This window comes from Saccharopolyspora sp. SCSIO 74807 (genome assembly GCF_037023755.1).
Lineage (GTDB): Bacteria > Actinomycetota > Actinomycetes > Mycobacteriales > Pseudonocardiaceae > Saccharopolyspora_C > Saccharopolyspora_C galaxeae.
This window is the reverse complement of sequence record NZ_CP146100.1, coordinates 2335025-2350220: the sequence shown is the minus strand read 5'-3', so window position 1 is coordinate 2350220 and position 15196 is coordinate 2335025. Positions and strand designations below refer to the sequence as shown.

General features: G+C 67.0%; 11 protein-coding genes, 1 tRNA gene and 1 pseudogene. 7 read left to right on the top strand and 6 right to left on the bottom strand.

The window, feature by feature from the left end; all coding sequences use genetic code 11:
• Positions 1 to 75: 75 nt before the first annotated feature.
• Complete coding sequence (locus tag V1457_RS10760; RefSeq protein WP_200069135.1) at positions 76 to 675, top strand: TetR/AcrR family transcriptional regulator; 600 nt, start codon at positions 76 to 78, stop codon at positions 673 to 675.
• Between the two features lie 735 nt (positions 676 to 1410).
• Here V1457_RS10760 and V1457_RS10755 read toward each other — a convergent pair.
• Positions 1411 to 1896 carry an Lrp/AsnC family transcriptional regulator gene (locus tag V1457_RS10755; RefSeq protein WP_200069134.1) on the bottom strand — a complete coding sequence of 162 codons (486 nt, stop codon included), beginning with the start codon at positions 1894 to 1896 and terminating at the stop codon, positions 1411 to 1413.
• Between the two features lie 151 nt (positions 1897 to 2047).
• On the opposite strand from V1457_RS10755, the gene V1457_RS10750 reads away from it, so the two are divergent.
• Positions 2048 to 4387 (top strand): transketolase-like TK C-terminal-containing protein, encoded by a 2340-nt coding sequence (locus tag V1457_RS10750; protein ID WP_200069133.1) that lies wholly within the window; start codon positions 2048 to 2050, stop codon positions 4385 to 4387.
• Between the two features lie 752 nt (positions 4388 to 5139).
• Here the strand turns inward: V1457_RS10750 and V1457_RS10745 are convergent.
• A complete protein-coding gene (locus V1457_RS10745) occupies positions 5140 to 5619 on the bottom strand; it encodes a hypothetical protein (RefSeq protein WP_338603029.1) in 480 nt (159 codons plus the stop codon).
• Positions 5620 to 7268: 1649 nt separating this feature from the next.
• Between V1457_RS10745 and V1457_RS10740 the strand changes: the two genes are divergently transcribed.
• The 5 genes and pseudogenes from V1457_RS10740 to V1457_RS10720 all read left to right on the top strand — a co-directional run.
• Positions 7269 to 7727, top strand: coding sequence for a hypothetical protein (locus tag V1457_RS10740; protein ID WP_338603026.1), 459 nt, complete (start codon positions 7269 to 7271; stop codon positions 7725 to 7727).
• The gene (locus tag V1457_RS10735; protein WP_200069131.1) at positions 7724 to 8776 is read left to right on the top strand and encodes a site-specific DNA-methyltransferase; all 1053 of its coding nucleotides are present in this window, start codon (positions 7724 to 7726) and stop codon (positions 8774 to 8776) included. Before V1457_RS10740 ends, V1457_RS10735 begins: the two co-directional genes overlap by 4 nt.
• Before the next feature lie 475 nt (positions 8777 to 9251).
• Entirely contained in the window at positions 9252 to 9632 is a 381-nt protein-coding gene (locus V1457_RS10730) for a hypothetical protein (RefSeq protein WP_200069130.1), read from the top strand.
• Between the two features lie 77 nt (positions 9633 to 9709).
• The gene (locus V1457_RS10725) at positions 9710 to 10276 is read left to right on the top strand and encodes a recombinase family protein (protein WP_200069129.1); all 567 of its coding nucleotides are present in this window, start codon (positions 9710 to 9712) and stop codon (positions 10274 to 10276) included.
• Positions 10215 to 11411, top strand: a pseudogene (locus V1457_RS10720) (recombinase family protein); the annotation flags it as partial. The gene V1457_RS10725 and the pseudogene V1457_RS10720, both read left to right, overlap by 62 nt.
• Positions 11412 to 12096: 685 nt before the next feature.
• Here V1457_RS10720 and V1457_RS10715 read toward each other — a convergent pair.
• The 4 genes from V1457_RS10715 to glp all read right to left on the bottom strand — a co-directional run bounded on the left by V1457_RS10715 (position 12097) and on the right by glp (position 15179).
• Positions 12097 to 12169: transfer RNA gene (locus V1457_RS10715), tRNA-Ala, on the bottom strand.
• Positions 12170 to 12245: 76 nt separating this feature from the next.
• Entirely contained in the window at positions 12246 to 13031 is a 786-nt protein-coding gene (glpR, locus tag V1457_RS10710) for a gephyrin-like molybdotransferase receptor GlpR (protein WP_295140186.1), read from the bottom strand.
• 252 nt (positions 13032 to 13283) lie between these two features.
• Positions 13284 to 13943, bottom strand: coding sequence for a GNAT family N-acetyltransferase (locus tag V1457_RS10705; protein ID WP_200069127.1), 660 nt, complete (start codon positions 13941 to 13943; stop codon positions 13284 to 13286).
• Between the two features lie 12 nt (positions 13944 to 13955).
• Positions 13956 to 15179, bottom strand: coding sequence for a gephyrin-like molybdotransferase Glp (glp, locus tag V1457_RS10700; RefSeq protein WP_200069126.1), 1224 nt, complete (start codon positions 15177 to 15179; stop codon positions 13956 to 13958).
• Positions 15180 to 15196 lie beyond the last annotated feature (17 nt).

Sequence of the window (15196 nt, the reverse complement as noted above, 5' to 3'; positions counted from 1 at the left end):
GGGTAGCGTCACCGTCAACACGAAGGAAGGGCAAAGGACATGTCTGAGGGTGCGCGCGCGGACCGACTCGACGCGGTGAGCGAGACCAAGCGAGCGCTGATACTCGAGGGAGCGCTGAGCGTTTTCGCACGTGACGGCCTGCGTGAGGCCAGTATGCGGGCGATCGCCAAAGAGGCCGGCTACACCCCGGGAGCGATCTACAGCTACTTCCCAAGCAAAGAGCACATCTACGCGGCGGCACTAAACGAATCGCTCAAGCGGCTACAGAACGCGACCGAAACCGCCGCGTCCCAAGCCGCCACCGCAGCGTCCCGCTACGTCGCCACCGGGTTGGCCTTCTTCGACTTCTACGACGAGAACCCCCGCGACCTGGACATGGGGTTCTACCTGTTCTCCGGCGGAATGGCACCGCACGGGCTCTCCGACGAGGAAACCAATCGCGATCTCAACGCGGCACTGCTCGCCACCCTGGAACCGGCCCGCCGTGCCGCGGAAGAGTTGTTCGGTGCAGCGGCGGCCACCCGCCTGACAGCGGAAGCGTTCGCGCACGCTTCCGGGTTGCTGCTGTTGCGGCACACCCGTCGGCTGAACCTCTTCCGGCTCGATGCTCGGGAGTTGATGCAGCGCTACCTCACTGAGCAGGTCAGCCGAGACGAGGTGTCCGGAACCGAATGACGCTTGCCGCGGGCGGGCCGCGCTCCCGCGGCACGCCGACCGCCTGGGCTCGAACCGCGGCGCTCGGAACAAGTCGTCGCGATACCGGCTCGCAAGGGCTGCGCGAGCCGCGCTCTACCGCATGCACAACGAGCTCCCCCCACGCTGCGTTCACTACGCCTCGTAGCTCTACGACCAGGTTGCGATCACTGAACTCGTCACCACCCGTTTGAAACAGGTCGGCGCGGCAACGCAACGGGCAGGTGCTCAGCCATGAACGGCGACCGGCCGTGACGACTCAGCTCCGGCAGTGACCGCACGTCACCATGAGCACACTCCTGCAAGCCAAGGACAAGCCGGACGAAGACAGCTACGACGAGCGTCATGCAGGAGAGCGCTATCGCCGCGTTCGTGGTCGGCCAGGATGCGCGTGCGATCGTCGGCTCCAAAGACGTGGGTGGCCACGAATTCAAAAAGCTTCACCATGAGCGACCTAGCTCTTGCCGCCAAGCAGACCGCCAACGGCCCTTCCCGGATCCACTCACCCGGCGGGAGCGTGCCGTCAGCAATGTTCTCGCGGATGCGCTCGTACACCGCGGCGCGCGCGCCACCGGACGTAGTTGGTGTTGCCGTGGTGGACAAGCAACCTCCTCAGAACGTAGTCAGTCACCATCGTCCCTTATGGCGCGTACGTGGCCGCGTTCTACGGGAAGAGACAGCAAGGCCGATTCAGATCGGCAGATGGTCGCAACGTAGTCACTGCTGCTCTCCGGCGATGCGTTCGAGCAGTGGAGCGAGGCGGTAGGTGACCATGTCCCGCATGACGAGCGCGGTGTTGGTGCGTTCGACTCCCGGGATGGCCAGCACCTTGCCTGCGATCCGGTACAGATCGTCCGCGTCCCTGGCGACTACGCGCACCAAGAGATCCGCCTCACCGCTAAGTCCGTGGACTTCGACCACCTCTGGAACGCAGCTCAGCGCGTCGGCGACGTCGTCGAGTTCCCGCTGCGTCACGACGGTCGTGACGAACGCCAGCAGAGGGTAGCCCAGGGCCTCGGGATCGATGCGACGCTCGAAGGCGGCCAGCGCTCCGCGCTGCTCCAGCTTGGTTAGACGCGCCTGCACGGTGTTGCGGGAGATGCCCAGGAACTCAGACAGGGCCAGGACGGTGGCTCGCGGCTGCGCAGCCATCGCCATAAGCAGCCGAGCATCGACGGCGTCGATGCCGCCGTCGTTTCTCATCGTGCTCGACCTCGCCGCAGACACAGAGGGGACTGTTGTGCATTATGCTCAACTTTTTCTCGACACATTGTACTTGTGTCGGTCTTCTGTTGGTCTGTGGATCGATCTGCACTTCCACCGCAGCTCGCATCCGCACGGAGGTGAACGACGGATGACCAGTGTCATTCCTGCGCACAACGACGTTCCCGCCCGCGGTGAGGGGCCCAGCCCCGATGTGCTCCGCGAGGTGGAGGAGCGCGTGCTGTGGCTGTCCACCGCGATCATCGACCACGCCAACCGGGTACGTCCGAATCCGTCAGGTCTGAAGGTGGGCGGACACCAGGCGTCGAGTGCCTCGATGGTCTCGATCATGACCTCGCTGTGGTTCACCCAGCTCACCGCGGACGACCGGGTCTCGGTGAAACCACACGCCTCCCCGGTGCTGCACGCGATCAACTACCTCCTGGGTGAGCTGGACGAGTCCTACCTGACCTCGTTGCGTTCTCTGGGCGGCCTGCAGAGTTATCCGAGCCGGTCGAAGGACCCTGATCCGGTCGATTACTCGACCGGATCCGTCGGGATCGGCGCCACTGCCCCCATCTGGGGCGCCGTGGCCCGCCGGTACATCGACAGCCACCTCGGCGGTGCAGGCTGGGGTCGGCAGTACTCGCTCCTGGGTGACGCGGAGCTGGACGAGGGCGCGGTATGGGAAGCGATCCTCGATCCGACGGTGGGCAAGCTGGGCGAAATCGTGTGGATCGTCGACCTCAACCGCCAATCCCTGGACCGGGTCGTCCCCGACATCGCGGCCAGACGCTTCGAAGGCATGTTCGCGTCCGCCGGCTGGCAGGTGCTCACCGCAAAGTACGGTCGCCAGCTGGAGGATCTGTTTACCGAACCCGGTGGCGACGCGCTGCGCGCTCGCATCGACGCGATGAGCAATCCCGAGTACCAGCGCATGCTCCGCTGCACGGCGAAGGAACTCCGCGAGCGCCTCCCCGGCACTGGCTCGGCGGCGGGCGAGATCGCGTCCCTGCTGCACCAGCTCGACGATGCCGCGCTACGCTCAGCGATCCACAACCTCGGCGGGCACGACTTCGACGCCCTGACCAACGCGTACGCCCTGATCGACGATACGCGCCCTACCGTGATCTTCGCGTACACGGTCAAGGGCTACGGGCTGCCCACCCGGGGCCACCCGCAGAACCACTCGTCCCTGCTTACCCGCGCGCAGATGCTCCAGCTGGCTACGGACACCGGCACAAACCTCGAGAACCCGTGGGTACGCTTCGCAGCCAAGAGCCCCGCAGGACGACTGTGCACGGCGACAGCTTCCCGCCTCCGGCGAGACGAGCCGCCCACGGCGCAGTCGTTCGCGCTGCCGAGTGACATCGGCCGGACTCCCGGCGGGACGGCGACGACCCAGGCGGCCCTGGGGCGGGCGCTGCTCGACCTGACGCGGGAATCACCGCAGGCGGCAGAACGCGTAGTGACGGTGAGCCCCGATGTATCGTCGACGACAAACCTCGCCGGCTGGTTGAACAAGGTGGGGACGTGGTCACCGGCCGAGGGCACGAACTGGTTCGCCGACGACCCGGAGACGATGCTGCACTGGAGGGAAAATCCGGAAGGGCAACACGTCGAGCTGGGCATCGCCGAGACCAATCTCGTCGGCCTGCTGGGAGAGCTGGGTGCCACATGGAGCCGGTGGAACCAACCATTGCTACCTATCGGCGTGCTCTACGACCCCTTCGTGGAGCGTGCCCTGGAACCGTGGTCGTTCGGCACCTACGCTGGTGGGCAGTCTATCCTCGTCGGAACGCCATCCGGAGTGACCCTCGCCGCCGAAGGCGGTGCTCACCAGTCCGTTACGACGCCGTCGATCGGTATCGAACAGCCCGGGTGCACGACCTACGAGCCGGCGTTCGCGATCGACGTCGAATGGTGCTTGCTGTCCGCGCTGGCACGGCTGGGGCAACCAAGTGGGAGCTCCACCTACCTGAGGCTCTCGACCAGACCGGTGAACCAGAAACTCGCGCGGGTTCCACAGGACTCCGCAGCGCGCGAACGCCGCCGCCAGCAAGTCGTCGCAGGCGCGTATTCGCTGCGCCGACCGCGCGAACCGACCGTGACGATCGCGGCGATGGGCGCCCTGCTGCCCGAGGCGCTGGCAGCAGCGGACCGCCTCGATGAACTCGAGTGCTCCGCGGACGTCGTGTGCGTCACCAGTCCAGGATTGCTCTTCCGCGCCCTACAAGCGCGGCGTGGAAACGGGGACGATTCCAGCTGGATCCTCGACCAAGTATTCCCCGCCAACCGCGCCGCACCGATAGTAACCATCCTTGATGGACACCCGCACACGCTCGCGTTCCTAGCCAACATCAACCAAGTGGCCAGCAACAACCTAGGCGTGACCCGGTTTGGGCAGTCCGGAGATCTCGAGGACGTCTATCGCCACCACGGCCTCGACACCGAGAGCATCATCCGAGCCGCCCTGGACCTCGTCCATTAATAGATCTCACCCGTCTTGTCAAGCGGCATCTCTACGACCGCTACTTACAGTAAGTTGGCAAGTGGTCACAAATAGTCCCGGTGTCCCCAATGGTGCGGCGCCACTGAAGCGGCATAGCCGGACGATCGAAACTGCCCGTGTGTGATAGGCCGAGCGGAAAAACCACGTCACACAGGCCAACTCAGCGCTTAAACGGCTGCTGAGCAGCAAAGATAGACCGAGTACAGCATCGAGTGATTGACAAGCTCGCCCGATGTCCAGTCCTGACGCATGTGCGGACGCTAATGCCCCGACCAGCGCCACGATCGAGTGATCACTACTTTGCGGTTGGTCGAGTAACCAGAGACCCGGGGCCCACTTGAGCTGGTCCTTGTCTGGATTTCGGGGATCAAGGGTTCTCGGGTGCCCACCGGTGTCGTGCGATCACGTGGAGGTTGCTGAGGGGACTCCAGTCGGGTTCGCGTGTGTGGGGTAGGTCGAAGCGCTTGCGGACTTCGCGGTCGAAATCGTCGCGATGGGGTAGGCCGGGCACGTGGTCGTCCCAGGTGGCGTTGGGGGCGCGGCCCTGGTGCTGGTCGTCGGGTGGGTATCGCCGTGCCGCGTGGCCCCAATAGGACGAGAGCAGAAGCGCGGCGCAGATCACGGTTTCGGGGTAGCGACTGATCAGGGTCCGTGTGGCTCGATGTAGGTCGGCGCCGAGCTGCTGTTCACGGTGCTGCCAGCGCTGGGTGAGCGGGTGGTGCGGGCCGGGATCACCGATGGTGACGTTCCGGGCGTCGCGGAATGCGCTGGCGACGGCGGCTGCGCAGCCGAACCGTGATCCGCCCCTCGGCGAGATCGACCGTGTGCAGCGCGTCCAGGAACCCCCGCAGGACCTCGGCGTGGATGTCGCTGGGGTCGTCGGCGTAGCGCTCGGTCAGCCGGGCCGCCAAGGGGGTCAACATGGGCAGCGCCAGCCCAACCGCGGTGATCGTCCAGGTGCTGCCTTCGATGCGGGCACGGCTGATCACGTGTGCCCAGACCTGGTCCCACACCCGGCGGGGGCAGCGCTGGTCCAGCAACAGGTCCCGGAGTTCGTCGACCGAGATGATCCGGGCCGGAAGGTGGTCGAACAGGCGGCCGTCCACAGCCACCGGGTGATCCCCCGCGGTCAGCCAGCCGAAGGCTTCACGGGCGGCATCCAGCGGATTGTGTCGCCACTCTTCGTGCTCGGCACAAGTGGGGAGAGCCATCGCTCGGCTCCTCTCGAACGGCGGTTGATGACGCCGCCGAGAGGGCCAGGAGAGGAACAGCGCAGCGCACGGTTCCGTACTAAGACGAAACTAAAATGATCTTCTTGTTCCGGAACAAGAAGATCATCTTCTGAGCAACTTCAAGATCGCGATCTAGACGAACAGCAATCCTGTGCGCTGCGGCGTTAGTCAGACGCTGTTCCGTTGCTGTCATCCCGAGCAGACGGAGAGACGGAACAAGAAAAAGGATCTTGAGAAATTTCCGGGACGATCTTGGACAAGCCCACCGCGGGCTCTACTGGCCCCCGCCAGCCGGAGCGGCCGTTGATCTTGCATAGGCCATCTCAAGATCAACTAAGCGGAGACGAAGCCAGTGACGCTAGGTGTCCACTCCGGCTGAGAACTCTTCAAAAAAATCTTGGAGGCCGGTGGCGAATCGAGGCCGTTTTCGCGGACTTCAGGGGTGTCCTTGGCAAGACCGACCGATCACCGGAGCACGCGATGTCTGCCCTCCCGCTCCCGGAGGTACCGCCTCCCGACACCCCCGACAGCCACGAACCGAGCCCTCGCATTGGGGTGGTCCGCGAACGCACAGGCCCGCCGGTGTCGGCGACGGTGCGGCTGTGCCTTGTCGACCCCGCCGCAGACGCCGACGAGATCGTCACCGCCGCGGTCTCGATGATCACCACCACCTACACCGCGCCCGGAGACCGGATCATGCTCGCAGCCCCCGAGTCCCCGACGACCGGTTCGAGCCGGACGCGTCGGGACCGACTCGTGGAGTCCGTCCTCCGACTCGGCCGCGGCGCGACCACCGATCCGGACTTCCGGTCTCACAGCGATCAGGAATTCGCCGCGGCGGGTGGGGAGCTGCCTGCCGCCCCGGGGTCCGGGTCCGGACTCGGACCCCGGGGCGGCGACACGACCGATCCCGTCGCGAACCCGACCGACCGGCAGTCCCCGGCGAGCAGTCCGGTCCGGGTTCCGACGGCTTCGAGTTGATCATTACGGGCTGGTCCGAGCAGCCCGCGGACCCGTTCGCGATGGCGGACTTCACGGCCGCGCTAGCTCCTGCCGGCACCGTCGTCGTACTCACGCACAGTAGCGATCACCGGGCGCGAGTGGGCCATTCGGGGCAGTTGTCGCGGGCCGCGGCATTGGCCGGATTGATCTTGAGCGACCGGCTGATCCTGGTTCACGAACCCCCGTCCTCCCCTCGGCCGGCGACCCGGCGCAGGCGCCGGGAGATCGCTCTCGGCGGCCACCGCCGCATCCACACCACCGCCTCCGTGTTCCGTCGTTCGACCCCGCTTCCGGAGGTCCGCCATGCCTAAGACCGCCCTGCGCCCCGGCAGCGTCTGGGACACCGGCCGCACCACCCCTGCCCAGCAGGTCGCGGACCGACACGTCGGGGCCACCCGCAGCGATACCGCACTGACCCCGGAGGTCGCGCGGCAGATCATCACTACCTACACCGCTCCCGGCGACACCATCTGCGACCCGAACCCGGGACCGGGACTGGTCCTGGCCGAAGCCCTCCGGGCGGGCCGGGACGCGCTCGGCCTGCCCGCCGATCCTCGGTGGGAATCCGCCTTGGAAGCCAACCTCGACCTCGCCCGCCTCGCCGGCCCGGTCGGCCCGCGACCCTGTTGGACAGCGTCGACGACCCCCGCGCCGCCGAGCTGCCCGGTGCCGTCGACCTCGTGTTCACGGGGCTACGGCACACCCCGCGCAGCGACCCCAGCCGGGTGCTGGTCGGGCTGTATGAGGACTTGGACGCCGTCGCCGACTGGGTCTGGCCCGGCGGGCACATCGTCATCACCTGCCGCCCGTGGCGCCGTCACGGCCGGCTGCTCGACCTGCCCGGCAAGATCCACGACGCCGCCGACGCGATCGGTCTCGTCCCCGCCGACCACTGCATCGCCCTGACCGCGCCCATTCGAGGAAACCGGGTGCGCCCGAGAATCGTCAGCCGCGCGGGGCGCCTCCCGGAAAGCACAGATATTCACGGCCCCACGACCGCCATCTCTGCTCATCTTGACGTGCTCGTTTTCCGCCTCCCCGCAACCGCACGTCGCGAAGAAACTCCCGAACGAGGTGTCGCGTGAACAGGCTCTACTATCGTAAGGACGCCATCGAATTGCATGTTGGCGATGCACTTCAGGTCATGGAATCGATGTCCAGTGCCTCGGTGGATTGTGTCGTCACCTCGCCGCCCCACTGGGGATTGCGTGATTACGGAACTGCGGTCTGGATCGGCGGAAACCCGGAATGCCGACATACCTTGGGAACAACACCCCATCAACGCCGGACTACCAAGAAACGTACATCCTCGTGGCTTCGTTCGAGCGTGAACAAGCGTTGCAGGAAGTGCGGCGCTCTTGCGCATGATAGGCAATATGGCCTGGAGCCGACGATCGATGATTACGTTGATCGGCTGCGGAAGGTGAGCGCGGAAGTCTGGCGCTTGCTGACCCCACGGGGAACGTACTGGCTCAATCTCCGAGATGGTTTTAGCTACCACAACAGCGGCACGGGAAGCACGCGCAAAATAACGAACGAAGAGACCACCTCGATCGTTCGTCACAAAAGCCTTATGGGAATTCCGTGGCGGGCTGCTCTCGCCTTGCAACACGACGGGTGGATTATTCGCAACGCGATGGTCTGGCACAAGCCCAACGGCATACCGGACCCGGCATCGGATCGATTCTCCGCGCGCTACGAGATGGTTTTCTTCTTGGTGAAGCAGCCGGATTACTACTTCGACGCAGCCCGCGCGCTCGAACCGTTGTCGCAGAGCCGTCCGGAGCATCGGAAGAACCATCGTGGGGGCAACAAGCCGCACACGGTCCGGTCCCCGTGGCAGCCGCGGGGAACCGGGAAGAATGTCGGCGACGTCTGGTCGCTCTCCACACGACCGTTGCCGGATGCGCACTGTGCTCCGTTTCCGGTCGACCTTCCGCAGCGGTGTATCGCGGTGGGCTGCCCGGAAAACGGCCGCATTCTCGACCCCTTCTCTGGCGCTGGCACGACGGGCCTCGCCGCGCGACAGTTGGGCCGATCCTTCCAAGGAATTGACCTGCGGCCGGATTATCACGACATATTCATTCGTCGGCTGCTCGGTGAACTACCCAGCGACGCCGGAGAGGCGGCCTGACCGAAACGAGGACGATCCGAAACGTCGCGTCCCCAACGCCATAACGCGCTATCGGGAAGGGAGTACGAGCTACGAGCTGAATCGTGATTGCGAATCAACAGAGTGAGACCGCCTGATCCCGCTTACTGAAATCTGGACCGCGCGTCGACCGTCCCGCGCCGCCCACCCAGTACCGAGCGCTTCCCGTACGGGTGTGCCCCGGGGCGCCGAGGTCCAGTCGGTCGGTGGAGTACTGGCCCCGATGAGTGCCCGAGAGCAGTCGGGGAGTCGAAGTCCCACTGATCGCCCACGCCGACACCCCCAGCCACCACAGCGCGCGTCATGGCGCGTGCCCGCGCCCGATCAAGCCCCCGTGGTAAGGGCCGCGGGTGACCCGGCTGGGGTGTGTCCGCTGCGTCGACGGTTGCCCAACCGGCCGACCAGCGCCCGCGACCTCCCGCTCGGCAGCGGGCTCGCGGGCTCGAAAGGTGCGCTCATGTGCCCCGACGAACCCCACGCCCAGCACGCCTCAACCGATGGAGGCGAACACGAACCCGGCAACGTCGCCAAGTTGCCCCACGTCGACGACAGCGCCGGCGTTACGGTTCCGACCGAACCCCAGCCGCGGGGCAACGCCAGCGCATCAGCCAGGAAGACGCGAAGGCGAGGCAACGCCCGCCGGACCGGCCAGAACCTGGTCGTTCGCGGTGTCCGCCGCGATCCACCAGATATCCACAAGCTCGCGCAAGTGGTCGCCAGCCTCGCGGCAGAGATGTTGGAGGACGAGACCGACGATGAGCAACCGGCCCTGGCCGACACCGACGCATCGGACAGCGCAACGACGGCTGACCAGCGACAACCTCGCCGGGCAGCGTAGGTCCGGGAGTTCCCTTCAACACGCACCGCCACCACACCGAGCACGCGGTTACGCAACACTCGCAAGGAGGTCTGACGATGTCCCACGCACCGCCTCAACTACACGACCTCAGCCGGGGAACAGCGAGCCTGAACTCCCCGGAATCGGTCCGGGTCGGGATCTACACCCGGTGGCCTTCGGCCGGAGAGGACGACTTCATCCAGTCCTATGTGGAGTCTCGACCCGGCTGGCACACGGTCATGCGATGTTCTGACCACGCGTCCGGGCGCACGTTGAACCGACCGGGTCTGCAACGGGCTCTGAATGCCGCCCGCGCCGGACTGCTCGACGTCCTGCTGGACCACGTCCACAGCCTGTCCCGCAGGGTGCGTCACTTGCACTTCCTGCTCGGAAAGCTGGACGCCTACGGCGTGGCCTTCCGCTCGGCTATCGACCAGTCCTTGGACACCTCGACGCCCGAGGGGCGGTTCCAGGTTCAGATGCTGGGCTCTTTTGCACAGTTCGAGGAAGAAGGAGTACTCGAAGATCGCCGTGCCGCACGCGCCTCCAGCACTGGACTGAGCGACGGTTGCTCCCCTAGCCATGACCTGGGCCGCGAGGTCAATGGCCGACAGGTGGGCCACAGCGCCGCTGTTGACCAGTGAGCCGTTGGACGAAAATCCCTTTGCTCACACCGAATCACGAAGGGCTGTCATGACCAGCGCATACGCTGACTCCAACGACGAGTTGCAGCAGGACATCGCTGTTCCTGTCGAGCACCCCGCGGATGACGTGGAACCAGGCGCGCGGGCGGTGATCTACCTGCGCGTGTCCTCTACTGGGCAGGTTAAGACCGACTACGACCCCGAGGGCATCTCCATCCCGGCCCAGCGGGAGGCGTGCCTGCGCAAGGCCAAGGACTTGGGCCTGACCGTCATCGATGAGTATGTCGAGCCCGGCCGCTCAGCGACGGAGATGACCAAACGGGAAGCATTCCAGCGGATGCTGGCACGCGTGCGCGCTCAGGGTGATGTCGACTACGTCATCGTCTACATGCTCTCCCGCATGGCGCGGAACCGCTACGACGACGCCATCGTCATGGCTGACCTCCGCAAGCGCGGCGTCACGCTCGTCTCCGCCACCGAAGCGGTCGATGACTCGCCCGTCGGACAGCTCATGCACGGCATCCTGGCCACCTTCAACGAGTACCAGTCCCGCCAGTCCGGCGCCGACATCGCCAACAAGATGGGGCAAAAAGCCCGCACTGGCGGCACTCTCGGCCGCGCCAAGATCGGGTATCTCAACCACATCGACCACTCCGACGGCCGGGTGATCCGCACCATCGTCCTCGACGACGAGCGGGCGCCTTTCGTACAGCTCGCCTTCGAGCTGTACGACACCGGCAACTACACACTCGATGAGCTGGCCGACGAACTCTACGACCGCGGCCTGCGCACCCGCCCTACCGCCAAGCACCCGGCGAAGAAGGTCTCGATCAACAAGCTCTCCCAGATGCTGCGGGACCGCTACTACATCGGCTACGTGACCTACAAAGGCGAAGAGGTCCGAGGCCGGCACGACCCGTTGATCGACGAAGACCTCTTCGACCGGGTTCAGGACCGGATCAACGCCCGGTCCGCCGCCAAGGAGCGGCGACGGGTGCACCACCACTACCTCAAGGGCTCGCTGTTCTGCGGGCGCTGCCGCCGAGCCAGAGTCACCCAACGGATGATCATCCAGCGCACCGTCAACTCCAAGGGCGCCGAATACCTGTACTTCTTCTGCCGCAACCGGCAGAACAGCACCTGCGACGCCCCACACGTCAACGCCGAACTCGTCGAGGACGTCATCGAACGGCACTACGCCACGATCCGCTTCAGCCAGGCGTTCATCAGCGACGTCCGAACCCAGATCGACACCGTCATCAGCGAACAGGAGAAATCCGCACGACTGCTGCATCAACAGCTCTCCACCCAGCTCGCCGAACTCGACACCCAGGAGGAAAACTTGATCGACCTCGCAGCCGACGGCACCCTGCCGCAAACCAAGGTCAAAGCCAAGCTCCGCGACATCGAACGCCAGCGGCGGCACCTCAACCAGCGCCTCGACACCGCCTCCGCCGACCTCACCGATGCCGCCCGCCTGATCGACGTGAGCCTGAAGCTGCTCGAACGCCCCGAGGAGCTGTACCGGCGGTGCAACGACGAGCAGCGGCGCCTGCTCAACCAGGCGATCTTCCACAACATCTACATCGAGGATGAGGAGGTCACCGACCACGACCTCCAGGAACCGTTCAGTCAGCTCCATGCCATCCAGCAGACGCAACGGTCAACGCGAGACGCACAGCACAACATGCCCGCCATTCCGGAGCCCCGAGACAGCAAAAGGGCCACTCGCCAAGCGGGTGGCCCGTCCTCGCCTTCCGGCGTCGCGGTACTACTCCAGGGCCTTCAATCAGGCACGTGTTCTAGTAATACCTCTAAGGTGGAGCTGAGGGGAATCGAACCCCTGACCTTCTCGATGCGAACGAGACGCGCTACCAACTGCGCTACAGCCCCTTTTTCCGAGTGCTGTTGCAGCTTAGCAGGCCGCCGACAGCACTCGGAGCACCCCCCTCGCTTGCGGGCGGGAGGTTCATTCGCCCACCGCACGGCGGTACGGCTGCCAGGTGCGCTCGTCGAGTTCGTCGAACATGGGGTCTTCGTCGTCGATCTCGACGACCACCGCGTCGGAGCCGCGCCGGTCGTCGCGGCGGGGCTCGTAGTCGTATCGGTCGTCCGCGGCGGGCTCGGCCGGTTCGTCGTAGTACGTCTCGCGGTAGTCCGCGTCGGGTTCGTCGCGGGACTCGGACATGCGGGCGAGCCGCCGATCCCGGATGTCCTGTTCGATCCGCACCTGCCGCCGCAGGTAGGTGAGGTAGCCGACGATGCCGAGGTCGATCATGCCGTGCAGCCACCAGGCCGCGGTCCAGGCGAAGGCGGCGAGCAGTGCGGTCGCGACGGCGGCGGCCACGATGAGCAGCAGGACGCGCTGCCTGCGGGCGTACTTGGTGCGCGCGGCCAGTGCCGCGGCTTCCGGGTCGTAGCCGCCGCGGCCGGGCCGGTAGCGGCGGCCGGCGCGGACGTCGTCGCCGTTGACCGGCCGCCCCTGCTCGTCCTGCTCGTCGGGTACGTCGTCGAAGTCGGGTTCGATGTCGTCGTCGTGCCGGTCGGTGTCGGCCATGCCGTACGCCTCCTGCGCCCTGTCGGTTTCCGCGTCGCCGGGTTCCGCGGGTGCCCGGTCGCCGCCTCTGCGCACCACTCGTGCCGCCAGCGCTGAGTCGGTGGTCCGGGACACCTCCTGCCGACGGCGGGCGAACATCGGAACCAGCACGACGAGCCACGCCGCCGCCAACGCCGCGAAGATCAAAGAACTGGGCACGCGCCGCCACCTCCCCCTGGCTGCCTGCCGCACACTTCTGCGATCGCCACGCTAGCCACTTCTGTCACATCTGTCTCTGAGCCACGCCGATTCGTTTCCGTTTCGCCTGCGCTCGAGAGAAACGCACGCGGGGTCGCACGGGCGGGAGATGATGTACCGGCGTGTCGGCCCGCGCACGCCTGTGAACAGCGGAAATACACTCGATCGGGCGATGTGCGCGGACGGGCGCGGTGACGAAGCTCTCGCCGCGGTTCAGGCGCGTTCGGCCCACCCGGCGCGAACCAACGCGCGCACCGCGCCGCCCGGCACGTCCTCGGTGGTCAGCCCGTAGACGTAGTGATCGCGCCAAGCGCCTTCGACGTCGAGGTAGCGCTCGAACAGCCCTTCCCGGCGGAACCCGGACTTCTCCAGCACCCGCACGCTCGCCGCGTTCTCCGGGCGCACCGTCGCCTCCAGCCGGTGCAGCCCCGCCGGGCCGAAGCACTGATCGACCGCCATCGCCACGGCGGCCGTCGCAACGCCCCCACCGGCGCACTCGGCCGCGACCCAGTAACCGACCCACGCGGAGCGCAACGCCCCGCGCACGATGTTGCCGACGGTGAGCTGCCCGGCGAACCGGCCGTCCACGGTGATCACGAACGGCAGCGCCTGACCGCGCCGCGCCAGCCCGCGCAGCGCGCTCCACTGGGCCGGCCAGGCCAGCAGCGCGTTGCGGTCTTGCCAATCACCGAACGTCGTCGGCTCCCAACGCTGCAGGTAGTCCCGGTCCTGCAACCGCAGCCCGCTCCACGCGGAGGCGTCCCGCAGCCGGGGCGGGCGCAACGCCACCGCGCCCGCGCGCACCGCCAGCGGAGCGGGGCGGGCCGGCCAGCCGGGATGCCGCCCGGCGAAGATCTCGGAATCCGTGGCCATCGTCGCCGCGGGTCAGGCGCGCTGCGACAGGAAGCGGATCTGCACGTCCTCGCCCGCGGACACCTCGGAGACGTCTTCGTCGATCAGCACCAGGCAGTTCGCCTCGGCCAGCGAGGCCAGCAGGTGCGAGCCGGAGGTGCCCAGCGGTTGCACCAGGTAGGAGTCGGTCTCCGGGTCGCGCAGCAACTGCCCGCGCAGGAACCCGCGGCGCCCGGCCGTCGAGCTCACCGGGGACAGCAGGTTCGCGGTCACGGTGCGCCGGTGCGGGTTCTCGCGCCCCAGCGCTGCGCGGATCAGCGGACGCACCAGGACCTCGAACAGCACGAGGGCGCTGACCGCGTTGCCCGGCATCAGGAACGTCGGCACCTCGTCCGGTCCGAGCCGGCCGAAGCCCTGCATCGAACCCGGGTGCATCGCGACCCGAGTGGTGTCGAGCTCGCCGAGATCGGACAGCGCCGCGCGCACCTCGGCACCCACCGCGCCGCCGATGCCGCCCGCGATCACGACGATCTCGGACAGCAGCAACCGGCCCTCGATCACCTCGCGCAACCGCTTCGGGTCGATGCCGACGATGCCGACGCGGGTCACCTCGGCGCCGGCGTCGCGAGCCGCGGCGGCCAGCGCATACGAGTTGACGTCGTAGACCTGCCCCTGCCCCGGCGTGCGGTCGACGTCGACGAGCTCCTCGCCCAGCGAGATCACCGAGACGCGCGGGCGCGGGTGCACCAGCACCTTGTCCCTGCCGACCGCGGCGAGCAGCCCCACCTGCGCGGAGCCGATCGCCGAGCCGCGGCGCACCGCCACGTCACCGGTCTGCACGTCCTCCCCGGTGCGGCGCACGAACGCCGCCGACGGCACGCCCTCGCGCACCGTGACCTTCGCCGGGTGCTCGTCGGTTTGCTCCAACGGGACGACCGCGTCCGCGAGCGTGGGCAGCGGGGCGCCGGTGGCGACCCGGACCGCTTGCCCCGGCTGCAGCCTGCGCGGCTGCCGCGAACCGGACGTTATCTCGCCGACCACGGGCAGCACCGGAGCTTCGCCGTCGTCGGTCCGCACGTCCACGCTGCGCACCGCGTAGCCGTCCACCGCGGCCTGGTCGAACCCGGGCAGCGCTTGCCCGGCCACGACTTCCTCGGCGCACAGCAGTCCCTGCGCCTCCGAGATCGCCACGCGGACCGGAGAGGGCCGCACGGCGGCGGCGAGGACTCGCGCGAGCTGTTCGTCCACTGACCTCATGGCACTCGACCTCTTCC